The sequence below is a fragment of the Dyella japonica DSM 16301 genome, from assembly GCF_001010355.1.
Taxonomy (GTDB): domain Bacteria; phylum Pseudomonadota; class Gammaproteobacteria; order Xanthomonadales; family Rhodanobacteraceae; genus Dyella; species Dyella japonica.
Genome location: NZ_JPLA01000036.1, coordinates 37,006 through 62,514, shown reverse-complemented (window position 1 = coordinate 62,514; position 25,509 = coordinate 37,006). Strand labels below are relative to the sequence as shown.

The following is a 25,509-nucleotide window of genomic DNA, read 5'->3' as shown; positions in this document are numbered from 1 at the left end:
CGACAACCAAGCACAGAGTCACTTGATGACCAGCCATTCGGCTGTTGAAAAGCGCCTCCTGCCTTCGCAGGAATGACGAGCAAAAGAAGCCAGCGTCACCACCACACAATGAGGCTAGGTTGGCCCCTCACCCCAACCCTCTCCCCGGAGGGGAGAGGGAGCAAGTCGGTGGCACGTCATCGCAACCCGCACGAATGCAGCCCCAAAAAAACGGGGCCCTCAAGGCCCCGTTCTCAACCGCTCAAAAGCAGCCGCGAAACCTCAGCTCCGCCGCTCACCCTGCGCTTGGCGAATCTGCGCATCCACCGCCGCAATCGCCGTCATGTTCACCACCCGACGCGGCGTCGCCGCCGGCGTGAGGATATGCGCGGGCTTGTTGATGCCCATCAGGATCGGACCGATCGCCACGCCGTCAGTCATCACGCGCACCATGTTGTACGTGATGTTGGCAGCATCGAGATTCGGCATCACGAACAGATTCGCGCGACCCGACAGCGTCGTGTTCGGGAACATGCGCAAACGCAGCGCCTCGTCCCACGCGGTGTCGGCCTGCATTTCGCCGTCCATGTCCAGCTTGTGGCCGCGCTGCACCAGGATCTCGCGCACCTTGCGCATCTTGGCCGCGCTGGCGTTCTCGTGGCTGCCGAAATTCGAATGCGACAGCAGCGCGATCTTCGGTTCGATGCCGAACAGCTTCAGGCGGTAGCTGGCCTGCAGCGTCGCTTCGGCAATCTGCTCGGCGGTGGGATCGCACTGCACGTGGGTGTCGAGGAAGAACCACGCACCCTGATCGTTGATCACGCCCGTCATCGCCGAGGTGCACGACACACCCGGATCGAGGCCGAACACGCTGCGCATATAGCCGAGCTTCTTGTGGAAGCGCCCGACCAGGCCGCAGATCATCGCATCGGCTTCGCCGCGTTCGACCATGATCGAGGCGATCAGCGTGGGCCGCGAACGCAGCAGGTTCTTGGCCGCCGCCGGCGACACGCCGCGACGCTCGGTGAGCGCGTGGTACTGCTGCCAGTACTCATTGAAGCGCGGATCGTCATCGATGTTGGTGAGTTCGAAATCCACGCCCTGGCGCATGCGCAGGCCCAGACGCTCGATGCGCGTCTCGATCACGCTCGGGCGACCGATCAGGATCGGGAACGCCAGGCGCTCGTCGATCACCGTCTGCACCGCGCGCAATACGGTCTCTTCCTCACCTTCGGCATAGACCACGCGCTTGAGATCAGCGCGCGCACGCTCGTAGACCGGCTTCATCAGCAGGCCGGTGCGGTAGATGAACTGGCCGAGCTTTTCCTTATACGCCTCCATGTCCACGATGGGGCGCGTGGCCACACCCGAATCCATGGCGGCCTGCGCCACCGCCGGCGCCAACATCACCAGCAGGCGCGGATCGAACGGACGCGGAATCAGATAGTCGGGACCGAAGGTCGGCACGTCGCCGCCGTAGGCGCTGGCCAGATCGCCGGCCTCCATGCGGGCCAGCTCGGCGATCGCGCGCACGCAGGCGGTCTTCATCGATTCGTTGATGACGGTGGCGCCCACATCGAGCGCACCGCGGAAGATGTACGGGAAGCACAGCGCGTTGTTGACCTGGTTCGGATAGTCCGAACGGCCCGTCGCGATGATGCAGTCCGGGCGCACCATCTTGGCGTCTTCCGGCGAAATCTCCGGATTGGGATTGGCCAGCGCCAGGATGATCGGCCGCGCATTCATGGTGGCGACCATTTCCGGCCGCAGGATGCCGCCGGCCGACAGGCCGAGGAACACGTCCGTGCCGGCGACGATGTCCGCCAGCGTGCGCTTGTCGGTGTCGCGCGCGTAGCGCTGCTTGTCCGGGTCCATCTGGTCGCGGCCGGTGTACAGCACGCCTTCGCGATCGAATGCGAGGATGTTCTCGGGCTTGAGGCCCAGCGCCACCAGCATGTCCAGGCAGGCGATACCCGCGGCGCCCACGCCGGTGGTGGCGAGCTTCACGTCCTGGATCTTCTTGCCGACCACTTCCAGCGCATTGACGATGGCCGCGCCCACGATGATGGCAGTGCCGTGCTGGTCGTCGTGGAACACCGGGATCTTCATGCGCTCGCGCAGCTTGCGCTCGACGATGAAGCACTCCGGCGCCTTGATGTCTTCGAGGTTGATGCCGCCGAAGGTGGGCTCGAGCGAGGCGATGATGTCGACCAGCTTGTCCGGGTCGCGCTCGTTGATCTCGATGTCGAACACGTCGATGCCGGCGAACTTCTGGAACAGCACGCCCTTGCCTTCCATCACCGGCTTGCCGGCGAGCGGGCCGATGTCGCCCAAGCCCAGCACCGCGGTGCCGTTGGTGATCACGGCGACGAGGTTGCCACGCGCGGTCATTTCGCTGGCCGCGTTGGGATCCTCGACGATGGCCTCGCAGGCATAAGCAACGCCGGGCGAGTAAGCGAGCGCGAGATCGCGCTGCGTGACCATCGGCTTGGTCGCGCTCACCTTGATCTTGCCGGGGCGCGGAAGGCGGTGGTACTCGAGAGCGGCGAGGCGCAGTTCTTCGGTAAGGGCCATGGGATAGGAATCGAGTGATGGGGAGTCGGGTGCCGCGAGGCAGCATCGTGGAATGGTATCACCGCCGGCCACCCTTCCCCGACGATGCGCTGCAGCATGGTGACGTTATGGTTCACACAACTGGTATGCAGTCGGCCATCTGTCTGTTGTGGGAGCGCACCCTGTGCGCGACAAGCCAACGGAGCGAACCATCCACGCGTGGCGTGTCGCGCACAGGGTGCGCTCCCACAGGGTCAATCACAGACTCAGCGAAAGCGCCTCCGCCTGCACCTTGCCCATGTGTATGCGATTGACGAACAACGAGAATGCCAGCTTGCCCGCGAGTCCGTGCGCGTGCTGCATCCACGGCGGCAGCCAGCGCGGCGCGGCGATCACGCCCGATTCGAAATACGGTTGCAGGCTGATGACATCGTGCAGCGCCAGCTTGCCCGCAAAAAGATGCCGCAGCATATCCATGCGACGTTGCTTCAAGGCCCAGCGAAAGAACGTGTGCACGGTGAGCAGGCCGGACAGATAGACGTTGTCCTTCGCAAACGCCGCGCCGCCGGTGAGCGGCACGCCACGGAACACGCGCTGGGCGGAGTGGAAGCTGTCGGCCGGGTTCTGTCCGCACTCGCAGAAGAAGCGGTAGACCTCGACGAAATCGGCGCCGCTCAAGGCCATGTCGATGGCCAGGATGCGCAGGCTGATGCGTTTGAGGCGCGAGATATCGATGGCGCCGGACATCAGTTCGGCAAACACGGCCAGGCCTTCCTGCGTGGCGGTGACGCGCGGCGAGGTGCGGCCGAACGAGGCCAGCAGTGGCTGCGCACGCCCATTGAGCGCGGTCAGCGAATGCACCAGCGCCTCATGCGCCAGCAATTGATGGCGGTCGTAGTCGGTAAAGCGCGTGCCGCCGCGAAGACGGATGCGGGTGGCGCCGGCCGCCGCTTTCGCAGTCAGCTCCGGGTCCACTTCCACCGAAATCAGCGGCGCGCCGAAGAACTCGTCCAACGTCTTGCTCAGGTCCGCGCGCAGGTCCTCGGCGGAAATGGCCACCAGCACGTCATCGGCGATCAGATCCGAACCGAGCTCATCGGCGAGCTCCACGAAATAACGTGCCGCATCCAGGTTGCTGCGATCGCTCCCGGAAATCAGGTCGCCGGGGCGGCCATACAAAACGATGGAAGGCGCCGTCACCTGGTCGGTGCCCACCGCCTCCAGCATTTCGGCGGCAATGCGCCACGACTCCGCCGTGCGGGACAGGTACTCGCCCAAGGGATCGTCGTAGCCCGCTTCGCGCTCGATCGCGGCCAGCTCGGCGCGCTCGGCGGACAGGTCGGGCACGGCGTAGTGCACTTCGGGCAGCGTGTACTGGCCCTTGGCGTAGGCCGCGATCATGCGGTCTTCCAGCGAGGCGGGCCAGGCCACCGTGGACAGGATGCGGATGCCCTTCACGGCCGCCAGCAGGCGCTGGTCGAGGTCGGCGTAGCGTTGCAGGTCTGGCGAATGCGCGGCGCCGTGGCTATTCATGCCGGCCTCCGTTTGCCCGCCCATGCCACGGTCCACAGCGCCAGAGAGCCAAACCGGAACGCGGGAAACTCCCGCCTGAAAAGAACGTCGAACGCGACGAAAGCCGCTGCATGCCCACTTCCCCAACCAAGACGGCCCGATAGTAGTCCACCCGCCGGGCGAGGACAGCGCCCCGCTCGACTATTCGCGTTCGCGCGAATGCCGGTTGGTGTGGGGCTTGGTCGCCGGACGGCCGCCGCGCTGGCGGCGCAGCTTGGCTTCCAGCGTGGTCGCCTGCTCTTCGCGTTCGTCGCGCAATTTCAAGTAGTTGCGCCAGCGCTCCGCCGACAGCTCGCCGCTGTCGAGCGCCGCCTGCACCGCGCAGCCGGGCTCGCTGCCGTGGCCGCAGTCGGCGAAGCGGCACTGCTCGGCCAGCTGCTCGATGTCGGCAAAAAGATCCAGGTTTTCTTCGCCGGTGAGCTTGAGCTCGCGCATGCCGGGCGTGTCGATCAGGCAGCCGCCGCTGGGCAGCTGCAACAGCGCGCGATAGGTGGTGGTGTGCCGGCCGCGGCTGTCGTGGCCGCGCACGGCGCTGGTGGCCATGCGCTCGCTGCCCAGCAGCGTATTGGTCAGGGTGGACTTGCCCGCGCCGGACGAACCCACCAGCACCGCACTGTCGCCGGGCTGAAGGTAGGGCAGCAGCAGATCGATGCTGGCTGGGTCCTTGCCGTTGATCGCGTGTACGGGCGTGCCCTGGGGCAGGCGTTCGCGCAAGGCGGCCAGCACCGAGGCGGCATCGTCGCGCGTGTCGAGCTTGCTCAGCAGCACGACGGGTTGCGCGCCCGAGCCCTCAGTGAGCGACAGATAACGCTCGATGCGCGCCGGATTGAAGTCGCCATCCAGCCCGGTCAACACCAGCACGTAGTCGATATTGGTGGCGATGATCTGGCGTTCGTAGCGTTCGCCGGCGGCCGCGCGGGACAGCACGGTACGGCGCGGCTGTACCTGCACGATGTGCGGCGGCTTGCCGGACTCGATTTCCACGAAGTCGCCCACCGCGGGCCGTTCGGACGGATCCAGGCTGCGCTTGAGAAAATGGCCGGCCGGCTGGGCACCAAACAGGTGCTCGCCGTCGTGCAATTCGTAGCCGGCGCGATGCTGCGCCACTACGCGGGCCAACTGCCTGCCTTCGGGTGGCAGGGTGTCCCCACGCCAGCCGATCCGGCGCAGTCGCTCGATGGTTTCGGGGTGCGTCATGGGTGACCATTATGCCCTGCCCGGAAAAAGGCCGAAACGAGGCGATTTTTGGCTCCCCAACCGCGCCGCGACGCTGTTAGCATGCGATTGCCGGCCAGATTCTTGCGCCGCAACAACACCAAGACGAAGGACGCTTGCGTTGGCCTCGATCAAACCCAGTGCGCACCTGGCGGACGTGCGCTATGAAATCCGTGGCGCACTCACCCGGCGATCGCGTGAGCTGGAAGCGGCTGGCCTGCCGATCATCAAGCTCAATATCGGCAATCCCGGCCGCTACGGCTTCGAAACGCCAGCCCACTTGCGTGAGGCGATCGCCCGACATCTGCACGATAGCGAAGCCTACGGACACGAGCAGGGTCTGGAAGAGGCACGCGAGGCCATCGCCGCCCAGCAGCGCCATCGGGGCGCGCGTGGCGTGGAAGTGGAGCGCATCTTCGTCGGCAACGGCGTAAGCGAACTGATCGACCTGAGCCTGCGCGCCCTGCTGGCGCCCGGCGACGAAGTGCTGCTGCCCAGCCCGGATTACCCGCTGTGGAGCGCCGCCACCATCCTCAACGACGGCAAGCCGCGCTATTACCGCTGCCTGGCGGAGAACGGCCACCTGCCCGATCCGGCGGAAGTCGAAGCGCTGATCACGCCGCGCACCCGCGCCCTGGTGCTGATCAATCCGAACAATCCCACCGGCGCCGTGTATCCGCGCGAGCTGCTCGAACGCATGGTCGAGATCGCCGCCAGGCATCGCCTGCTGCTGCTGTGCGACGAGATCTACGACGAAATCCTGTACGACGGCACGGTCTTCCAGCCGCTGGCCGAAGTGGCCGGCGACGTACCCTGTGTCAGCTTCGGCGGACTCAGCAAAGTCCATCGCGCCTGCGGTTACCGCGTGGGTTGGATGAGCCTGTCGGGCGATCCTGCCCGCACGGCGGACTATCGCGATGCCCTGCAGCTGCTCGCCGCGCTGCGCCTGTGCGCCAACGTGACCGCGCAGTGGGCGGTGCGTCCGGCGCTGGAAACCGCGCCGACCATCAACGCGCTCACCGCGCCGGGTGGCCGCCTGCACGAAGCGCGCCGCGCCGTGCTGGAGGGCGTTGCCGCCAGCCAGTACCTCGACCTGGTGTCGCCCGCCGGCGCGCTGTACGCCTTTCCGCGTGTCCGCGCCGATCGTCTGTTCGATTTCGACGACAACGCGTTCGCGCTGCGCCTGCTGGAAGAAGAATCGGTGCTGGTGGTGCCGGGCAGCAGCTTCAACGTGCCGCACAGCCGCCACCTGCGCCTGACCCTGCTGCCGCAACCGGAACAGTTGCGCGAGGTGTTCGTGCGCATCGAGCGTGTACTGGCCGGCATGGCTGCCACCCAGAAGCCGCGCACCGCCGCGATCGCCTGACGCGGTATGCGTTATCTCGCCCTGGGTGATTCCTACTCGATCGGCGAAGGCGTGCCCGAAGCGGGCCGCTGGCCGGTGCAGCTGGCCGTGCGTCTGCGTCGCGAAGGCGTGGCGCTGGACGATCCCGCCATCATCGCCACCACCGGCTGGACCACGGACGAGCTGTCTGCCGCGATGGACGCGGCGAGCTTCACGCCACCCTACGAGCTGGTCAGTCTGCTGATCGGCGTAAACAACCAGTACCGCGGACGCAGCGCCGACGAGTACCGCGACGAAATCCGCCGACTGCTCGAGCGCGCGGTGGCACTTGCGGGCGATCGCAGCGGGCGCGTGCTGGTGCTGTCGATTCCCGACTGGGGCGTCACGCCGTTCGCGCACGGCAGCGGCCGCGACGTGCTGCGCATCGCGAGCGAATTGGATAGCTACAACGCCATCGCCCGCGAGGAAGCCGAGCGTCGCGGTGCGCAGTTCGTGGATATCACCGGCATCTCGCGCCAGCATCCGGCCTTGCTTGCCGATGATGGATTGCATCCGTCCGCGGCGCAGTATGCGTTGTGGACCGAGGCGGCCGTGCCCGCCGCGGTTGCCATGTTGTCCGCCTAAACGATTGAGCATGACCTGTGGGAGCGCACCCTGTGCGCGACCGGTGACGCGGCTGGGATCGGTGTTGGCGCAGCGCCACATCGCACAATCGGGCACCGAGGCGATCCTTCGCTCCGCGGTCGCGCACAGGGTGCGCTCCCACAGGTTGGGTTGGCTCACGGGCGGAAACCCCACTGCAACCTCACCGCCATCGTGCGGTGACGTAAGCGCGGCACTCTGAGATCCCGGTAACCACCGGGAGAGACTGCCATGGCGACCTTCCACTGCCGCAGCGCCTTCATCTCCGACGTGCACTTGGGCACGCCTGACTGCAAGGCCAGTTATCTGCTCGACTTCCTGCGCAAACTGCGTTGCGAAAAGCTGTACCTGGTCGGCGACATCATCGACATGGAAGCGCTGGCACGCCGCACCTGGTGGCATGTCGACCACGGCGCGGTCATCGCCGAGGTACTCGACCTGGCCCGCCGCGGCGTCGAGGTGGTCTACATCCCCGGCAATCACGACGCACCCATGCGCGGCCTGGCCGGCCAGCAGTTCGGCGGCGTGAAGATCGAGCTGGATGCCGTGCATGAAGGCGCCGACGGCCGCCGCTACCACGTCAGCCATGGCGACGAATTCGATCCGGAGCAAGTCGGGCGCACATGGATGGTGCACCTGGGGGAAGTGATGCATCGCTTCATCTGCTGGACCAATCGCCGGGTCCACGCGATGCGCCGCCGCCTGGAACTGCCCTACCTGCCGCTGTCGATCATCGTGAAATCGCATATCGGCAAGGCGCTGGCCTATATCCGTGCCTATGAGGAGCGCGTGGCCAGCGACGCCCGCGAACGCGGCTTCGACGGCCATATCTGCGGCCACATCCATTTCGGCCATGTGCGCGAGATGGACGGCGTGCTGTATTTGAACGATGGCGACTGGGTGGAGCACTGCACGGTGCTGGTGGAAGATCACACCGGCGCCATGGAGCTGATCCACTGGAGCGAGCAGTACGCCCCGCTGGGCCGCGCCAGCCGCGAACTGGTGCTGCCCTCGCCCGCTGCCGCCCTGGCCCTGGCGCCGCTGACCCGGGCGAAGCTGGATCTGGCGGCGTTGCGGCCGGCGGCTTGAGAGCAGGAGTGAGGGGAGAGGAGTGAGAAGTGAGAGGGGCACCCGCAAGATCTCGACGCCCGCTCTCTCTCACTTCTCACTCCTCTTAACTCACTCCTCGCTCCCCCTTGCATCCCCAAAATCCGCCGGCATATCCACAGGCGCTACAATTCGCCTTCTTTGCCGGAGCCACCGCCCCCATGTCCCTCGACAGCGCCACCCGCGAACGTATTGAATCCCTGCTGCAGAACCACCGCGTGGTGCTGTTCATGAAGGGCACCCGCCAGCAGCCGATGTGCGGCTTCTCGTCGGCGGCCACCAACACGCTCAACGAGCTGTTGCCGGACTACCACACGGTCAACGTGCTGGAAGACCCGGAAATCCGCGAAGGCATCAAGGCTTACGGCGACTGGCCGACGATTCCCCAGCTGTACGTGGGCGGCGAGCTGGTCGGCGGCGCCGACATCATTCGCCAGATGTACGCCAGCGGCGAGCTGCACCAGCTGTTCGGCGCCACCGCGCCGGATCGCACCCCGCCTGAGATCACCATCACCGACAAGGCGGCTGAAGCCATCCGTCAAGGCACCGCCAATGCCCAGGGCCTGGCCCTGCATCTGGAGATCGGTCCGGACCATAGCGCCGGCTTCCAGCTGGCGCCGGGCAGCGAGCACGACATCGTGGTCTCGGCCAACGGCATCGAAGTGCACTTTGACCCGGGCAGCGCCCAGCGCGCCAAGGGCATCGTGATCGACTGGGTGTCCACCGTGCAGGGCGAAGGCCTGAGCCTGAAGTTCCCGGGCGCGCAGGAGATCGGCACGCTCACCGTGCAGCAGCTGAAGGAACGCCTGGCCGCTGGCGACATCACCCTGGTGGACGTGCGTCCGGCCCACGGCCGTGCGGCGGCCGCGCCGCTGCCGCAGGCCCGCATCCTGGAAGAGGAAGGCTACGACGCCCTGGCCAACCTGCCCAAGGACGCCCCGATCGCCTTCATCTGCCACCACGGCGTATCCAGCCGCGGCGTGGCCGAGCGCTTTGCCGCGCACGGCTTCAGCAAGGTCTACAACGTCGAAGGCGGCATGGACGCCTGGGCGCAGCAGATCGATCCCACGGTGCCGCGCTACTGATCGGCTAACCCCGGACGTCGCCGTTCACACCAAAGCGCCTGCCCCCGGCAGGCGCTTTTTTGTTGGTTTGGCCTTCAGCCAGCCGAAGGTCAAGACGACGGCGAACTGAAAGGCGTGCCTGTTAGCATATTGCGACCATCTCACTTTCGTGCCCTATGCGCATTCTGCTCGTCGAAGATGATTCCCTCGTATCCGACGCCATTTCCCGTGGCCTGATCGGGTCTGGTTATGTAGTCGACGCAGTGGGCGACGCCGAATCGGTGACGTCCCGCCTGGCCGATACCCATTACGACCTGGCCATCGTGGACCTGGGCCTGCCGGGCGAAGACGGCCTGTCGCTGGTGCGCCGCCTGCGTCGCAGCGGCAGCTCGCTGCCCTTGCTGATCGTCACCGCCCGCGACGGCCTGGATGACCGCATCAATGCGCTGGACCTGGGCGCGGACGATTACCTGGTCAAGCCGTTTGCCCTGCCGGAACTGGCCGCCCGTTGCCGCGCCCTGATCCGCCGCGCCACCGCCGCTGCCGCCAACGAGATCGTGATCGGCGGCCTGCGCATCGACCTGGCTGGTCGCCGGGCGCTCAACGAGAAGGGTGAAGCGCTGGAACTCACCCGCCGCGAGTGGTCGATCCTGGAATGCCTGGCCCACCACAGCGGTCGCGTGGTGAGCAAGGAGCGCCTGACCCAGGCCATCACCGGCTGGAGCGAAGACATCTCCGGCAACGCCATCGAAGTGCACGTCTCGCGCCTGCGCAGCAAGCTGGGCAGCTCGGCCACGGTGCGCGGCATCCGCGGCCTGGGCTACCGGCTCGAAGACGCCTGAGCCTCGCCGATATTCTGATCCACCCGCTGCGGATGGCATGATGCCGGGCAGGTGTGCGGGGTAAGGAAGTGCATCGCCTGGACACAGGCGCCTTCCACGACTCTTGCGCTTTCTCGATATCTCCCGCGGGGCCGGTTCGGTGACACCCAATTTCAAGCCATCAGAGCAGGCCAGCCGCCCCACCAGCGTGCACCGGCGACTGCTCAGCTATCTGCTCGCGCCGCTGCTGTTGCTGCTGGTGGCGGGCGTGGCGGTCGACCACCATGTGATCGTCAGCCCGATCCACAACGCCTTTGATCATTCGCTGTCGCGCTCGGCGCTGGCGATCGTGGCGCGCATTCATCCGGGCGCCGGCGGCAAGCTCGATGTGGCGCTGCCTTCGCACCCGCCGCCGCCGCTGCGCGCGATGCCCGATGAGCACTTCTTCTATCGCGTGAGCCTGCCCGACGGCACCACCATCGCCGGTTCGCCGGAATTGCCGGTGGCGCCGGACAGCCAGTCCGAAGACGGCTTCAGCTACACCAACATCAACTTCCGCGCCGAAGATTTCCGGCTGGCCAGCTATCGCACCAGCGAAACCGGCGAACCGCTGGTGGTCACCGTGGCCGAAACGCCGGCCCGCCGCGACCGCGCCGTGCATCGCCTGGACGTGGCCTTCCTGATCAACGACACCTTGCAGATGGCGGCGGTGCTGATCATCGCCCTGGTCGGCATCCGCATCGCCCTGCGGCCGTTGCAGCGGCTGAGCCGGCAGATCGCCGGGCGCCCGGCGGTGGCGCTGAACCAGCTGCCGACCGAAGGCGTGCCCACCGAAGTGCTGCCGCTGGTGGTGTCGCTGAACTCCCTGCTCGGACGCGTGCGTGACTCGGTGCTCTCGCAGCAGCACTTCCTGGCCAATGCCGCGCACCAGCTGCGTACGCCCTTGACCGGACTCAAAGCCCAGCTCGAAGTGCTGACCCGCGAAACCGCCGACACGCCGCTGCAGGAACGCATCAAGCTGCTGCAGGGCGGCGTGGATCGCCTGGCCCACACCGCCAACCAGTTGCTGACGCTGGCGCGCGCCGAACCGTCGGCCCATCGCGCCAGTCATTTCACCGCGGTCGACCTGCCGCGCCTGATCGGCGAGGTGATCGACAGCTCGCTGGACCGCGCCCTGGCCCACGGCATCGACCTGGGTGCCGACAGCCAGCCGGTGCAGGTCACCGGCGTGTACTGGCTGCTGCACGAGGTGCTCAACAACCTGATCGACAACGCCATTCGCCACACGCCGGCAGGCGGCAACATCACCATCCGTTGCGGCGTGGAGCATGGCCGTCCATTCCTGGAAGTGGACGACAGCGGCGTCGGCATCGCCCCCGAGGAGCGCCAGAAGGTCCGCGAACGCTTCTACCGCAGCGCCGGCAGCAGCGCCGATGGCTGCGGCCTGGGCCTGGCCATCGTGGACGAAGTGTCACGTGTGCATGGCGCCCAATTGAGTATCCTCGATGGGTCTTCCGGGCGGGGGGCACGGATGCGCATCGACTTCCCTGCCGTTGCCTGAGGACGCGCTGATCCCGGTCGGGGCGCCCTAATTTCAAAAGTTCGGATAATCGGCACTTTGAATTAGGATGCGTCACCCCCAGAGTGGTGGCACCCCTGAAGGAGCTCCCCAGTGTCCATACCCAGTGCCGTCAAGAGCACGCCCATCGGCAGCCGTCAGCAACTCACCGACTACCTGGCTGCGGGTGAAAAACCGCGTGATGCCTGGCGCATCGGTACGGAGCACGAGAAATTCGGCTTCCTTACCGATACCCTGCGCCCGCCCACCTTCGACGGTGACCGCGGCATCCGCGTCCTGCTCGAAACCCTGGCCACGCGCTACGGCTGGGAGGTGGCGCGCGAAGGCGACAACCCGGTGGCGCTGTCGCGCGACAAGGCCTCGATCACGCTGGAGCCGGCCGGCCAGCTGGAGCTTTCCGGTGCGCCACTGGAGACCATCCACGACACCTGCAGCGAGGTCAATTCGCACCTCAAGGAAGTCCGCTCGATCGCCGAGGACCTGGGCATCGGCTTCCTCGGCATGGGCTTCCAGCCCAAGTGGCGCCGCGACGAGATGCCGTGGATGCCCAAGGGCCGCTACAAGATCATGCGCGAGTACATGCCCAAGGTCGGCAACCTCGGCCTGGACATGATGACGCGCACCTGCACCGTGCAGGTGAACCTGGATTTCGCCAGCGAAGCGGACATGGTGCGCAAGTTCCGCACCAGCCTCGCGCTGCAGCCGATTGCCACCGCGCTGTTCGCCGATTCGCCGTTCACGGATGGACGTCCGAACGGCTATCTCTCCTACCGTTCGCACGTGTGGGAAGACACCGACCCCAACCGCACCGGCATGCTCGACTTCGTGTTCCAGGACGGTTTCGGCTACGAGCGCTACGTCGACTACATGCTCGACGTGCCGATGTACTTCAGCTACCAGAACGGCCAGTACATCGACCTTTCCGGCCAGGACTTCAAGCGCTTCATGGCCGGTGAACTGCCTGCGGTGCCGGGCGTGCACGCCACCATGAAGGACTGGGCCGACCACCTCACCACCGCGTTCCCGGAAGTGCGCCTCAAGCAATACCTGGAGATGCGCGGCGCCGATGGTGGCCCATGGAACCGCCTGTGCGCCCTGCCCGCGCTGTGGGTCGGCCTGCTCTATGACGATGAAGCACTCGACGCGGCGTGGGACCTGGTCAAGGACTTCAGCCGCGAGGAACGCCACGCGCTGCGCGACGGCGTGCCGCGCCAGGCCCTGAAGCTGCCGTTCCGTTCGCACAGCGTGCGCGAGCTGGCCGCCGAAACGCTGAAGATCGCCTCGCATGGCCTCAAGCGGCGTGCGCGCCTCAACAAGAGCGGTGCGGACGAAAGCATCTTCCTGGAGCCGATGATAGAAATCGTCGAGGCGAACCAGACGCCGGCCGAGCGCAAGCTCGAGTTGTTCAACGGCGCGTGGAACGGCAGCGTCGATCCGGTCTTCCGCGAATTCGCCTACTGAGCGTAGCTCACAGCAAGACCGCAAGAGCCCCGCCATCGTGCGGGGCTCTTTGCGTTGGTATGAGCGTCAAGGTGATCCGGCCACTTGGATGTCCTCGCCCTTCAGTGGTGTTGAACGACCCGTACGCGTACTTCCCACCGCCAGCCGCAGACCATCATGGCGGCATACATCCAGATTTCGGTAAACCAGGCTGCGGTCGCCACGGAAGGTCACGCGGACATCGCGGTGGCATGCGCCAGGCGGCACATCCACCATGATGGACGCCTGGCCGCCGGGCAGCGGTTGTGCCAGCGCAACGTTCCGAAAATCGGCGCTGCCACTCGGCGCGATGGCCAGCGCCGTGACGCCATCGAAGGTTGCGTTGACGATGCGTAATGGGCGCATCGGCTCGGGTGCGGTTCCCGCAGGCGTGGCACAGGCGGCAAGGGTCACGAGCATGGCGCCGATGATCAGCAGGGATGCAGCAAGACGGGGGGCAGGCATGGCGGCTACTCCGGCGAAATGGGGTGCTCACCACGCAGGTGCATGCGGCGAGCGGCTGCATCGGACGCCTTTGCGGCCGCTTTGCGAAAGCATTTCGTGACGAATCGTCGTAGCGCGATGACCAATCGTAGTGACTGCGTGCCGCGCTTCTCTCCGCGGAAACAGGCGCCTAAGATGGGGTTACGATCCACTCGGACACACCGCGATGAAGGTGCGGCTCGGCAACGCGACCATGGGCCTATGGCGCTATCTCGGCCTGTGGACGGCCGTGGCCGTCGTGTTCGGCACACAGGAACTGCTGCGCGACATCGTCGACGATCATCACATCTGGTCGCTGTGGGATTACATCCGTTGGGGCATGGTGCAGTGGTATACCTGGGCCGCGCTGGCGCCGTGGGTGTTCCGTCTTGCCCAGCGCTATCCCATCCGTGCGCCGCTGCGCCTGCGTGGCCTGGGCAAGCAAGCGCCGTTGAGTCTGGGCGTGACCATGCTGGCCATGGTGATCGGCGCCCTGGTTTCCACCCTGTTCGAACCCAGCGGCTTCATCCAGCAGCTGTGGTACTTCGTTGGCCAGCACTTCGCCACGGGACTGCTCACGTACTGGGCCTTGTTCGCGATCCAGCAGGCGATGGCCTTCCATGCCGAGAAGTCACGCCGCGAACTCGAAGCGAGCCAGCTCACCGCGGAACTTGCCCAGTCGCGCCTGCACGCGCTCAAGTCCCAGCTGCAGCCGCACTTCTTGTTCAACACGCTGCACGCCATCGCCACCTTGCTGGAAGAGGATGCGTTGTCGGCCGAAGACATGCTGCTGCGCCTGAGCGATCTGCTGCGTGCCTTTCTCGAAGACTACGACGGCCAGGAGATCAGCCTGCGGCGCGAACTGGTGCTGCTGGATCTCTACCTCGGCATCCAGCGCACGCGCTTCAAGGACAGGCTGACCACGCAGATCTATGTGAGTCCCGACACGCTGCCATGCGCCGTGCCCAGCCTGATCCTGCAACCCATCGTGGAGAACGCGATCCGCCATGGCATCGGCGAGCGCATCGGGGTGGACTGCGTCGAGATCGAAGCCCGCCGCGATGGCGACAGCCTGTGCATCGATGTGCGCAATCGCAACAGCACGTTGGAGCCAGCCGCCTCATCCAAACAGGGACATGGCATCGGCCTGTCCAATACCGCATTGCGGCTGCGCGAGCTGTATGGCGACGACGCGCACGTGCGCCTGGAAATGATCTGGCCGCAAGGTGTGATCTGCCGCCTGCGCCTGCCGTTCCGCGAGATCGAGGAACCGGATGAGTCGCCTGAAGTGATGACGGCATGAGCATCGCCACCCTCGTGGTGGACGACGAGCCGATTGCGCGGCGCGCGATCGTGCGCCTGTTGAAGGACGATCCCGAGATCGCCTTGCTCGCCGAATGCGGCGATGGCGAGTCGGCCGTGCAGGCCATCCGGCAGCAGGCGCCCGACCTGGTGTTTCTCGACATGCAGATGCCAGCCCTCGCCGGGCTGGATGTGGTCGCGGCCATCGGCGCGGCGCGGATGCCGGCCACGGTGTTCGTGACGGCCTATGAGCAGTACGCCGTGCGGGCGTTCGAAGCCAATGCCGTCGATTACCTGGTGAAGCCCTTCAGCCGCGAACGTTTCGCCCAGACCCTGCTGCGCGTCAAGCAACGGCTTGCTGCCCGCGGTGCGCAGGGCGAACCGTCGCTCGAACGGATCATGCAGGCGCTGGACACGCTCAAGCAGCGCGACAGTTACCTGCAGCGCCTGCCCGTGCGGATCGACGAGCAGATCCGCTTCGTCGACGTGGACGACATCGTGTGGATCAAGGCCAGCGGCAACACCGTCTTGCTGCACCTGGCCGACGGCGTCCACGAAATGCGCGAAACCATGACGGCACTCGCCGCACGGCTCGATCCGCGCCGCTTCGCCCGCGTGCATCGCTCGGCCATCATCAACACGCGTCGCGTGCAGGCGATCCATCCGTGGTTCAACGGTCACCATGTGGTCACCATGGATACCGGCCAGAAGCTGCGCATGAGCCGCTACCAGCACGAGGCGTTCCTGCGGCTGGTGTCGACTCGCGACGTCCGTCAGAACGACTAAGCCCCTCCGTGGTGCGCATGGTCGTCGCTGTCGAAGCTGGCATGGCCACCCATGCCGCCCATCCCGCCGCCCATGCCGCCACCGCCACCTTTGCCGCCGCCCTCGCCTTTGGCGTCGCCCTTGCCGCGCGTGCCGGCTACGCGCGTCGGCCCCTGCCTGGGAATGACCAGGCCCGGCGACACCGGCTCGAGATCCAGCACCTTGCGGATGAAATCGCGCAGGGACACGACCAATTCAGCCGTATGCGTGGGGCGGCCCTGCGACAGCTCCGTGGCGGCACGCGCAGCCAATGCCACCTGTTCCTCGGTGCCCAGCAGGATGATGTCGGACAAGGCCGCCTCCACCGCATCGCGCATGCGGCGCGAGCGATCGGAACGCGGTGCGGCGGTGTCGGGCGACTCGCCTTCCGCCGACACTCCCGCCTGGCGCAGATCGCGCAGATGCGTCGGGTCAACCGCAAGATTGCCGGTAAACGAACCACCCAGCGTCTTGTATGCCGCGATCAAGGTGCGCAAGCGTTCATTGATCTGGCGATTCTCGCGCTCACGCCGCTTCTGCACGGTATGCATGGCCAGCAGCCGCACGCCGACCATGATCAGCGTGATCAGCGCCAAGCCGACCACGGTCGACAACACGGCATGCCAGGAACTGAAATCCAGGTTACGCATGGGTCCGCTCCGCAACGCTGAAGACTCGATCTTACGGTGAGCTTATGACGGTCCCCTGTGACAGCGGCGTCTGCCTTCGGTCACACGGCGCGAGCTATGCCCAACCACGAACGTCCAGTCGCTCCTGGACAGGCAATCAGACACTCGGTGCGCCTGGCATGTCCAGCCGCACATGCTCAGGCAGCGCCATGGTCTTCACCGGATGCGAGAGCGTCATCTCAGGCACGTAGTAGTAGCCATGCCAAGGCTGGCGGTCTCCGTCGGGCAGGAGCACGATCTTTACCCCACCTTTTTCAGGCGACGCATAGAACGGATGCACGGCACATCCGGGGGCACACCACCACGCCTTTCCGCCACCTGCCTGCGCGTTCAATGAGATCACGCTCAGTCCTGCATTCGCCACATGACGTGCAAATGGCTCCGACTCTTGTCCAGGCATCCGCGTCATGCGTGCATGCGCATTGCCGATCAGCACCAGTGCGCGTGAGGCGCCGGACGACTTCATCGAATCGACCAGAAGTGCCGCGCCGTCAACGTCGATGGGCTGTCGGGCCAGGGCCACGATGCGCAGGGAACCACCGGAGCGCGCTGAAAGCGCAATCAGGCGATGAACCAACTGCCACATCGCGGCGCTATGCCGACCATCCCTGAACTCATCCCAGAACGCATCCGAGCCTGCACGCGCCCAGACGGTTTCGACCGGCTGCACGCCTACCTCATCGAAGTACGCATTGAACGACTCGGGCAACTCCAGGCCGATGACGCCACGCTCGCCACCCAGGCGCTGTGCGAACAGACAGGCGGCTTGTGCAAATACGGCTGGCGACTGGACGGTGCCGTGCATATCGCCGAAGACCGTCACCTGTGCCTGACGCGTGACTTCAAAGCCTTGCAGAGGCGCGCAGGCGCGCTGGGCCGGAGAACGCGCATGCAGCGGCAGTCCCGACAGTCCGAACCAGAGGGCGGCAAGCAGCCATGCGTAACGTGGGCGAGACATCCGATGTCCTCATTCCATGGTTGACGTAGCGCTGCATTCCATTGGACCCGATACAGGCGCAGCGCATGACGAACGACATGGCGCCCGGCTTGCATGACTTCAAGCACGTCCTTGGGCCAAATCGTGAGCGCAAGAATGACGCTGCGACGGATGTGCGTCAGCAGCTCGCTCCATTCCTGACAGAAGGATCGGTGAGATGAAACGTGTAGTCGGTGTGCTGTGCGCAGCCTGTTGCATCACGAGTCTGGTTGCCAACGTATCGGCGCAAGCCGCTGCCGACGACGCGCCACAGGTGTTCGCGCCGGGTGTCGTATCCGGTCCCGCCAACGAGGATTCAGCAGCCTTCACGCCCGACGGCAATACCGTGCTCTTCGACCGCATCCACTGGCCAAACGCGGCGATCATGGTGTCGCATCGTGTCAACGGGGTCTGGAGCACGCCCACCGTGGCGTCGTTCTCGGGGCAGTGGCTGGATCACGATCCGGCGATGTCGCCGGATGGTTCGTTCCTGATCTTCTCCTCCAACCGCCCCGATGCCGAAGGCGGCAAGCCGCTCGACGCCGTGATGGCGGACGGCAAGATACAGCCTGGCTCGGGCGGTCATCTGTGGCGCGTCGAGCGCAAGGGCCATGGCTGGGGAACCCCGGTGCGCCTGCCCGATGCGGTGAACAGCAGCTCGCGCACCTATGCGCCCAGCGTGGTGGCGGATGGCAGCGTGTATTTCCAGCGTCCCGCCGAAGATGACGATTTTCGCCTGTTCCGTTCGCAATACCGCAACGGCACGTACCTGCCGCCGGTGCCGGTGATGCTGGGCGCGGCGTCCGCGCACAAGCTCGATCCCGCCGTAGCACCCGATGAATCGTTCATCGTGTTCGATGCCAACTACACCGGCAAGGATGATCCTGACCGCCTCTACATCGCGTTCCGCGAAGGCGATGGCTGGAGCACGCCGATCGACCTGGGCAAGGACATCAACGTGAAGAGCCCCTGGGGCTCACACCTCGGCCCCGACCATCGAACGCTGTACTTCAGCAGCACACGCTCGATCCCCGTGCACTGTCCGCGCACGCCGCAGCAGGCGCAGCAAGACATCGCCCGCATGCAATGGGACAACGGCAACGACAACATCTGGTCGGTGTCGTTGGCGCCATGGCTGGCTGCACATCGCGCCGCGGAGGGCCGAGGCAGGGCCTCTCCCTGAGGACGATGGGCGGCAGCTATTTGCAGGGCGTGGCGCCCGCTGAAAAATGCTGCCGGCAACGGGCGAGCGCCCGGTCTGGCGGGCAAAAACAGACGCTCGACTCCCTCTGCAGCTTTCCTTGTCCGGGGGGGCGGGTGCCGGAGGAACCGCGCTGCCGCATCACAAACCTGCGATGACCCGTCCGGATCGGCGCAAGCCTCTTCGTTTCGGACATCAAAATCCTACAGAAGCGTGGCAAGATTGCAGGTGCAGTTCGCAATTTGCCGATCCATGGCGTCAGCGAGCCTTGAAAGGGGGCGCCCCGACAGTTGTGTCGGGCGCAAGGACAAGCAGTAGCCCGTAGGAAATGTCACTCATCGAATCGCAATGATTTTCGATGGGCGCACGGGCAATTTGAAGATCTGGTCGTGGCATGGAAACGAAAGGGAAGATATTGCGGGATGTGGCCCGGACCTGGGCCCCGCCACTGATGGCGATGCTGCTCGTCCACCTGGTGATGGGGATGGCCGCCCTGCACTCGGGCGCCAGCAATCCCATGGATCCGGCGATGGAGGCGCGCTGGGACTCCGGACACTACCTCGCCATCGCCGACAAGGGCTACGAGTTCTTTTCCTGTGCCAGCGTGCCCGGAATGGACCCCAATGCCTGGTGCGGCAATGCCGGATGGTTTCCGGGCTATCCGCTGATGATCCGTGTAGCGTCCTGGACCGGCATGGGCGCCATGCTTGCCGGCGTCGTGCTATCTGCGCTTTTCCAGCTGGGAACCCTCTGGCTCGTCTGGGAGAAGCTGCTGGGTGGCCTGTGGAGTCATCGCAATTTCCTGTGCCTGCTCCTGGCGGCTTTCTTCCCCGGCCACATCTACTACCACGCCGTATTTCCCATTTCGGTGTTCACGTTCTTCGCGACGCTGTCGCTGTGTTATCTGCTCGAACACCAGCCCTTTTCCTCCGGGGCCGCCGGTGCCCTCGCATCCTTCAGTTACTCCACGGGTTTCCTGGTCGCCCCCGTGGCGTTTGCCTTCGCACTGCTCGCCAAGTTTCAGCGCCACCCGTCGGGCAAGCTGAGGGCAGGCATGATCGCCGCAGCATTGAGCCTGCTTGGCTTCGCGGCGGTGCTGGCACTGCACAAGCTCGAAGTCGGCCAATGGGCCGCCTTCTTCAAAGTCCAGGCAAAGTACGGCCACGGCCTGCACAATCCATGGCATACGCTGCGAGAGAATCTCGCGCCGCTGGCGGCGAAGCCAAGCACGTGGACCAGGTCCGTTGCCCCCGCGCTGCAAAGCGCCCTGGTGGCGATCCTGGTGATGAGCATCGTCATCTCGATGCTCTGGAGGCGGATGGAAATGACGCGCCAGGATCTCCTGCTTACCCTCTTTACCTTGACCTTCTGGCTGTTTCCATTGGTCATGGGTGGCGGCGTAAGCATCTATCGTGCTGAAGCCCTGCTGCTTCCAGCGTGTGTGCTGATGCGCCGTCTGCCGTTGGCACTTCAGACGGGGCTCACGGTCTGCGCGGTCTTTTTGGCCTATCCCATGGCCATGCTGTTCTACTCATCGAAGCTGGTCTGAAGACCGCACGGTTGATGATAAAACCGACCAGGTAGCGCTTGCGCAGCACCCGCCCCGCGGTGGCGCCCCGATGAAACACCTCGGCGCCAGCACCTCGGGTAACTGATCGGGCAGGTCCACGCAGTCACAGTGTCATGGATGCCCGATGTGCGTGCGGGAAAGCTCGCTGCCTTGCGTCCCTGCGATGGCACCCAGCGCGGCGATGGCGATCGACGCACGCCGCAGGACGCGGCGCACAGCGCAGCCATGAAGCAATCTCGCATGCGGCGATGATGAAGCCGGCCGACGAACGCATGTCCGTGGATACTTGCGCGGCGGCTGCGATCGGGCAGCGCGAGCCGTTCAAAAAAAGAAAGAGGGCCGGCAGAACCGGCCCTCTTCGTCACAGCATGCCTTGCGGCCTTACTTCTTCTGCGGCGCTTCCTTCAGACCACGGTTGAGCAGCATCGGCTCGATGCTCGGGTCCTTGCCGCGCCAGTTCTTGTACATGGTGGCCAGGTCCTGCGTGTTGCCCTGCGAGAGGATCATCGCGCGGAAGCGGTCACCGTTCTCGCGGGTCATGCCGCCCTTGTCGACAAAGCCCTGGAAGGCGTCGTCGGCCAGCATTTCGGTCCACAGGTAGGCGTAGTAACCGGCGGCGTAGCCGTTGCCCCAGATGTGCTGGAAGTAGCTGGAGCGGTAGCGCGGCGGCACGTAGCTCAGGTTGATCTTGGCCTTGGTGAGCGCGTCCATCTCGAACTTGTCCGGATCCTGCTTGGGCGCATCGGCGCTAAGGCTGTGCCAGCTCATGTCCAGCAACGCGGCGCCGACCAGTTCGGTCATGTCGTAGCCCTTGTTGAAGGTCTTGGCCTTCTTGATCTTCTCGACCAGCTCCTGCGGCATCGGCTCCTTGGTCTGATAGTTCTTCGCGTAGTTGGCGAAGATCTTCGGATCGGTGGCCCAGTGCTCGTTGAACTGCGACGGGAATTCCACGAAGTCGCGCGCGGTATTGGCGCCCGACAGGCTCGGATACTGCGTGTTGGCGAAGATGCCATGCAGGCCGTGGCCGAACTCGTGGAACATGGTGATCACGTCGTCGAACGACAGCAGGGCCGGCTGGCCCGGCGCGGGTTTGGTGAAGTTGGCGACGTTGAAGATGACCGGCTTGGTGCCCATCAGCTTGGACTGGTCGACCAGGTTGCTCATCCAGGCGCCGCCGTTCTTGTTGTCGCGCTTGTAGTAGTCGCAATAGAACAGCGCCATCGAGGTGCCGTCCTTGTCGAACACTTCGAACACGCGCACGTCAGGCTGCCAGACGGGGATGTCCTTGCGCTCCTTGAAGGTCAGGCCGTAGAGCTGGTTGGCGGCGTAGAACACGCCGTTCTGCAGCACGTTGTCCAGCTCGAAGTACGGCTTGATCTGCGACTCGTCCAGATCGTACTTGGCCTTGCGCACCTGCTCGGAGTAGTGGTTCCAGTCCCACGCCTCGACCTTGAAGCCGCCCTTCTGCTGGTCGATCACGTCCTGGATGTCCTTGGCCTCGCGCTCGGCGCGTGCCGTGGCAGCCGGGGCCAGCTTGTCCATGAAGTTGATCGCCGCTTCCGGCGTCTTGGCCATCTGGTCTTCCAGCTTCCACGCAGCGTAGCTGGAGAAGCCCAGCAGCTTGCCCTGCTCGGCACGGATCTGCGCGATGCGGGCGATCATGTCGCGCGTGTCGTTGGCATCACCCTTCTCGGCGCGGTCCCACGAGTTCTTGAACAGCTGCTCGCGCGTGGCGCGATCGTTGAGGTTCTGCAGCGCCGGCTGCTGCGTGGTGTTCTGCAGCGGCAGCACCCACTTGCCGTCGAGCTTGCGTGCCTTGGCCGCTTCCACCGCGGCCCCGAGGTCGCCCTCGGACAGGCCGTCGAGCTTGCTCTTGTCGTCCACCACCAGCGCACCGGCCTTGGTGGCGGCGAGCAGCTTGTTGGTGAACTGCGTGCTCAGCGTGGACTCTTCCTTGTTGAGGTCCTTGAGCTTGGCCTTGTCGGCATCGGACAGCTTGGCGCCGCCGTGCACGAAGTTGCGATAGGTCACTTCGACCAGGCGCTTGGATTCCGGATCGAGCTTGAGCGAGTCGCGCTGGTCGTAGATCGTCTGGATGCGCTTGAACAGCTTGTCGTTCATGAAGATCGCGTCCTGATGCTCGGCGAGCTTGGGCGCTTCTTCTTCCTGCACTTTCTGCAGGGTCTCGTTGGTGTTGGCGCCGCTGACGGCGTTGAACGCCTGCATCACGCGCTGCATCAGCTGGCCCGACTTCTCCATCGGGATGAAGGTGTTCTCGAAGGTCGGCGCATCGGCGTTGTCGGCGATCTTTTCGATCTCCGCCAGGTGCTGCTTCATGCCTTCTTCGAAAGCCGGCTTGTAGTCGCCGTCCTTGATCTTGTCGAACGGCGGCGCCTGGAACGGCAGCGTGCTGGGTTCGAGGAACGGATTGACTGCACTCACTTCGCCGCCGGGCGCGGCGACCGTGGAAGCCTTGGCCGGCGCGGTGCTGGCGGGCGCGGGCTGCGAGGCCTGCTCGTTCGACTGCTGCGAGCAGGCGGCGAGCGCAATGGACGTGGCTATGACAAGCGTACGAAGACGAAGCATCGGGGTTCCCCATGGAAACATACAAACGGACGCCGAGACTAACCACAGCCCGGCACGGGTGCCAAGGGCTGGAAGTACTGGGTCGTTGGACCATAGGCGGCGGCGATGACGCAACCGCAGCATGGGACGGCCGCTTCAGGCCTTGCGCATGTCGCGCAGCTGCCAGCTGTTGCCGATCAGCAGATTCAGACGCTGCCGCACGATGCTCATCGGCAGTTCGGTGATCAGATCCATGTCCGTGCGCAGATCGCTGACCCGCGCGCTGGCCGTGGCCTGCGGATCGACCGCCCCCAACGACGGGTCGACCTCGTCGGGCTCGTCCTGCATGGCGCGCCAGCGTTCGAACAGATCGGTGCTGCGCATGGCGTTCTGCACCGCAGCAGCCAGATCGTTGGGACCGGCGCCGTCGTAACTCAATGAGGCGACCGGTCCGCGCGCATGGGCGAGGTCGGCGACCGAAAGATAGTAGTGACTGCGTATGGCCATGGCTGCCTCCTGCCGTGTCGACGCGCTATCCAAGCACGCCTCGCGTGAACGTCATTCCAAGACCAGCGTGAGATCCAGATGAGCGGCGGCCGCGGCGGGCGCCACGCCATGCGGAAGTATGCCCAGGCACGGTGCCGGCAGATGGTGGCGCAAGGTGGCGACGTTCTCGTCGACGGCATCCATGTCCGGATCGATGTGATTGCCGATCCAGCCGACCAGGCGGCAACCATCCGTGGCGATCGCACGCGCCGACAGCAAGGCGTGATTGATGCAGCCCAGCCGCAAGCCCACCACCAAGATCACCGGCAGCTGCCACTGACGCGGAATATCCGATGCCAACAGGCTGCGCGACAGCGGCACCAGCCAGCCGCCGACGCCCTCCACCAGCACATCGTCGTGCATGCCGCGCAAGCGCTCGAACGCCTCGTAGAGCGGCGCGAGACGGATCTCGACGCCCTCGTGCGCCGCGGCCAGATGGGGCGACAGCGGCTCGCGCAAGGCCACCGGATTGATCCACTCGTAAGGCATCGGCGAACTGCTGGCCGCCTGCAGGGCGAGCGCATCGTCGTTGCGCAATCCCTGCGGTGTCTCCACACAACCGCTGGCCACCGGCTTCATGCCACAGGCCTGATTGCCGCGGCCGCGCAGCAGATGCAGCAGCGTGCAGGTGGCATGGGTTTTACCGACACCCGTATCGGTGCCTGCAATGAACAGTGTCGACATGGCCATCCCCTGAATGGTGGCGCCCGGCATTCCCGTGCCGCCCGGCAGGCGCATAATACGTGCTTTACGGCGGCCCGCCTGGACAGATCCCCGCGATCCACGGGCTCCACAGGAGTCGATCGATGTACGAAGTGAAGACCCAGGCCTACGCCAGCAAGCGCGAACAATACGAAGATCTGTGCGCCCAGGCCCGTGGGCTGCTGGAAGGCGAGCCCGATGTGATCGCCAATGCAGCGAATTTCGCCGCGCTGATCTATCACAGCCTGCCCGACTTCAACTGGAGCGGTTTTTACCTCTACGACGGCACCGAGCTGGTCGTCGGTCCGTTCCAGGGCAAACCGGCCTGCATCCGCATCGCGCTTGGCCGCGGCGTGTGCGGCACGGCGGCGCAGACGCGCCAGACCCAGGTGGTGCGCGACGTGAATGCGTTCGACGGCCATATCGCCTGCGACGCCGCCTCGCAATCGGAAATCGTGGTGCCGCTGGTGCGCGCCGACGGCAGCCTGTTCGGCGTGTGGGACGTGGACAGCCCGTCCATCGCCCGCTTCGACGAGGAAGACCGCGCCGGCATGGAGGCGCTTTGCGCGGTCTTCATGGCGGCGGTCGACAAGCGCTGAGCTTGTTGAAAAGCTCGCGCCGGGTGTCCGGCGCGTTGCTTATTCCCGCGGCGTATTGAGCAGCGTCATCACCATATCGCGCGCTTCCTCCACGCCAGTGGGCGTCTGCGAGGAAAAAATCTGCGCCGTGGCCTGGGTTTCGCTGGCCGACAACACCTTGCGCAGCGCCATCAGCGCCTGCGCCGCCGCGCTCCGCGACAATTTGTCCGCCTTGGTCAGCAACACGTGGCAAGGCAGGTGGGTGGCGAAGCAGAACTCCAGCATCATCCGGTCGAAGTCCTTGAGCGGATGGCGAATATCGGTGATCAGCACGACCCCGCGCAGGCTGCGACGCTGGTGCAGATAGGCATCGATTTCCTGCTTCCAGTGCTCGCGCAAGGCCTCGGGCACCTTGGCGTAGCCATAGCCGGGTAGGTCAATTAGTCGCGCCGGCAACGCGTCCGGGCCTTCGCCCAGGGTCTGTGGTGGCAGCGAGAACGCCACCATCTGCTGGGTTCGACCTGGTGTTTTCGAGGTGCGCGCCAGACCGCGATGCGCGGTCAAGGTATTGAGCGCGCTCGACTTGCCGGCATTGGAGCGACCCGCAAACGCCACCTCCGCGCCGCTGTCGGTCGGAAGTTGTGAAATTCGGTGGGCAGCCAGTACGAACTGGGCGCCTTGCAATGGATTGGACATGGTTTGACCGGCTATGGTGGCGCAGAGATAATCCGGTAGTT

22 protein-coding genes are annotated in these 25,509 nt (G+C 65.3%); 12 read left to right on the top strand and 10 right to left on the bottom strand.

Annotated features, from left to right (window positions below; all coding sequences use genetic code 11):
- Positions 1 to 261 precede the first annotated feature (261 nt).
- From Y882_RS13310 to rsgA, 3 genes are all read right to left on the bottom strand, one after another.
- Positions 262 to 2,553, bottom strand: a complete 2,292-nt coding sequence (locus Y882_RS13310; RefSeq protein ID WP_046972419.1) for an NADP-dependent malic enzyme — start codon at positions 2,551 to 2,553, stop codon at positions 262 to 264.
- Positions 2,554 to 2,790: 237 nt separating this feature from the next.
- Complete coding sequence (locus Y882_RS13305; RefSeq protein WP_046972423.1) at positions 2,791 to 4,065, bottom strand: peptidase MATCAP family protein; 1,275 nt, start codon at positions 4,063 to 4,065, stop codon at positions 2,791 to 2,793.
- Positions 4,066 to 4,245: 180 nt separating this feature from the next.
- On the bottom strand, positions 4,246 to 5,301 hold the full coding sequence (gene rsgA / locus Y882_RS13300) for a ribosome small subunit-dependent GTPase A (protein WP_046972418.1): 1,056 nt from the start codon (positions 5,299 to 5,301) through the stop codon (positions 4,246 to 4,248).
- Between the two features lie 139 nt (positions 5,302 to 5,440).
- On the opposite strand from rsgA, the gene Y882_RS13295 reads away from it, so the two are divergent.
- The 7 genes from Y882_RS13295 (at position 5,441) to Y882_RS13265 (ending at position 13,338) form a co-directional block, all read left to right on the top strand.
- Positions 5,441 to 6,685, top strand: coding sequence for an aminotransferase class I/II-fold pyridoxal phosphate-dependent enzyme (locus Y882_RS13295; RefSeq protein ID WP_046972417.1), 1,245 nt, complete (start codon positions 5,441 to 5,443; stop codon positions 6,683 to 6,685).
- A gap of 6 nt (positions 6,686 to 6,691) precedes the next feature.
- Positions 6,692 to 7,288 carry an SGNH/GDSL hydrolase family protein gene (locus Y882_RS13290; RefSeq protein ID WP_046972416.1) on the top strand — a complete coding sequence of 199 codons (597 nt, stop codon included), beginning with the start codon at positions 6,692 to 6,694 and terminating at the stop codon, positions 7,286 to 7,288.
- 249 nt (positions 7,289 to 7,537) lie between these two features.
- Positions 7,538 to 8,395 carry a UDP-2,3-diacylglucosamine diphosphatase gene (locus Y882_RS13285; protein WP_046972415.1) on the top strand — a complete coding sequence of 286 codons (858 nt, stop codon included), beginning with the start codon at positions 7,538 to 7,540 and terminating at the stop codon, positions 8,393 to 8,395.
- 179 nt (positions 8,396 to 8,574) lie between these two features.
- Positions 8,575 to 9,498 (top strand): Grx4 family monothiol glutaredoxin, encoded by a 924-nt coding sequence (gene grxD / locus Y882_RS13280; RefSeq protein WP_046972414.1) that lies wholly within the window; start codon positions 8,575 to 8,577, stop codon positions 9,496 to 9,498.
- 155 nt (positions 9,499 to 9,653) lie between these two features.
- Positions 9,654 to 10,319 carry a response regulator gene (locus Y882_RS13275; RefSeq protein WP_046972413.1) on the top strand — a complete coding sequence of 222 codons (666 nt, stop codon included), beginning with the start codon at positions 9,654 to 9,656 and terminating at the stop codon, positions 10,317 to 10,319.
- Positions 10,320 to 10,422: 103 nt separating this feature from the next.
- Entirely contained in the window at positions 10,423 to 11,859 is a 1,437-nt protein-coding gene (locus tag Y882_RS13270; RefSeq protein WP_052949993.1) for a sensor histidine kinase, read from the top strand.
- Positions 11,860 to 11,970: 111 nt separating this feature from the next.
- Complete coding sequence (locus tag Y882_RS13265; protein ID WP_046972412.1) at positions 11,971 to 13,338, top strand: glutamate--cysteine ligase; 1,368 nt, start codon at positions 11,971 to 11,973, stop codon at positions 13,336 to 13,338.
- A gap of 66 nt (positions 13,339 to 13,404) precedes the next feature.
- Here Y882_RS13265 and Y882_RS13260 read toward each other — a convergent pair whose 3' ends face one another.
- Positions 13,405 to 13,821 carry a hypothetical protein gene (locus Y882_RS13260; protein WP_046972411.1) on the bottom strand — a complete coding sequence of 139 codons (417 nt, stop codon included), beginning with the start codon at positions 13,819 to 13,821 and terminating at the stop codon, positions 13,405 to 13,407.
- Positions 13,822 to 14,026: 205 nt separating this feature from the next.
- Here Y882_RS13260 and Y882_RS13255 point away from each other — a divergent pair, with 205 nt between their 5' ends.
- Both Y882_RS13255 and Y882_RS13250 read left to right on the top strand, forming a co-directional pair.
- The gene (locus Y882_RS13255) at positions 14,027 to 15,142 is read left to right on the top strand and encodes a sensor histidine kinase (protein ID WP_046972410.1); all 1,116 of its coding nucleotides are present in this window, start codon (positions 14,027 to 14,029) and stop codon (positions 15,140 to 15,142) included.
- Complete coding sequence (locus Y882_RS13250; RefSeq protein WP_046972409.1) at positions 15,139 to 15,927, top strand: LytR/AlgR family response regulator transcription factor; 789 nt, start codon at positions 15,139 to 15,141, stop codon at positions 15,925 to 15,927. The genes Y882_RS13255 and Y882_RS13250 overlap by 4 nt, the downstream gene beginning before the upstream one ends.
- Here Y882_RS13250 and Y882_RS13245 read toward each other — a convergent pair.
- A complete protein-coding gene (locus Y882_RS13245) occupies positions 15,924 to 16,595 on the bottom strand; it encodes a hypothetical protein (protein ID WP_046972408.1) in 672 nt (223 codons plus the stop codon). The two genes, Y882_RS13250 and Y882_RS13245, sit on opposite strands and share 4 nt — an antisense overlap.
- 136 nt (positions 16,596 to 16,731) lie before the next feature.
- A complete protein-coding gene (locus Y882_RS13240) occupies positions 16,732 to 17,592 on the bottom strand; it encodes a hypothetical protein (RefSeq protein ID WP_046972407.1) in 861 nt (286 codons plus the stop codon).
- A 196-nt stretch (positions 17,593 to 17,788) separates the two neighbouring features.
- Here Y882_RS13240 and Y882_RS13235 point away from each other — a divergent pair, with 196 nt between their 5' ends.
- On the top strand, positions 17,789 to 18,793 hold the full coding sequence (locus Y882_RS13235; RefSeq protein ID WP_046972406.1) for a TolB-like translocation protein: 1,005 nt from the start codon (positions 17,789 to 17,791) through the stop codon (positions 18,791 to 18,793).
- 412 nt (positions 18,794 to 19,205) lie between these two features.
- Complete coding sequence (locus Y882_RS13230; protein ID WP_211259178.1) at positions 19,206 to 20,360, top strand: hypothetical protein; 1,155 nt, start codon at positions 19,206 to 19,208, stop codon at positions 20,358 to 20,360.
- Positions 20,361 to 20,762: 402 nt separating this feature from the next.
- Here the strand turns inward: Y882_RS13230 and dcp are convergent, their stop codons facing one another.
- The 3 genes from dcp to bioD all read right to left on the bottom strand — a co-directional run bounded on the left by dcp (position 20,763) and on the right by bioD (position 24,176).
- The gene (gene dcp, locus Y882_RS13225; protein ID WP_046972404.1) at positions 20,763 to 22,967 is read right to left on the bottom strand and encodes a peptidyl-dipeptidase Dcp; all 2,205 of its coding nucleotides are present in this window, start codon (positions 22,965 to 22,967) and stop codon (positions 20,763 to 20,765) included.
- 135 nt (positions 22,968 to 23,102) lie between these two features.
- Entirely contained in the window at positions 23,103 to 23,453 is a 351-nt protein-coding gene (locus tag Y882_RS13220; RefSeq protein ID WP_046972403.1) for a hypothetical protein, read from the bottom strand.
- A gap of 51 nt (positions 23,454 to 23,504) precedes the next feature.
- Positions 23,505 to 24,176 (bottom strand): dethiobiotin synthase, encoded by a 672-nt coding sequence (gene bioD / locus Y882_RS13215; RefSeq protein WP_046972421.1) that lies wholly within the window; start codon positions 24,174 to 24,176, stop codon positions 23,505 to 23,507.
- Between the two features lie 122 nt (positions 24,177 to 24,298).
- On the opposite strand from bioD, the gene Y882_RS13210 reads away from it, so the two are divergent.
- Positions 24,299 to 24,793 carry a GAF domain-containing protein gene (locus Y882_RS13210; RefSeq protein WP_046972402.1) on the top strand — a complete coding sequence of 165 codons (495 nt, stop codon included), beginning with the start codon at positions 24,299 to 24,301 and terminating at the stop codon, positions 24,791 to 24,793.
- A gap of 39 nt (positions 24,794 to 24,832) precedes the next feature.
- Here Y882_RS13210 and yihA read toward each other — a convergent pair whose 3' ends face one another.
- On the bottom strand, positions 24,833 to 25,468 hold the full coding sequence (yihA, locus tag Y882_RS13205) for a ribosome biogenesis GTP-binding protein YihA/YsxC (protein WP_046972401.1): 636 nt from the start codon (positions 25,466 to 25,468) through the stop codon (positions 24,833 to 24,835).
- Positions 25,469 to 25,509 lie beyond the last annotated feature (41 nt).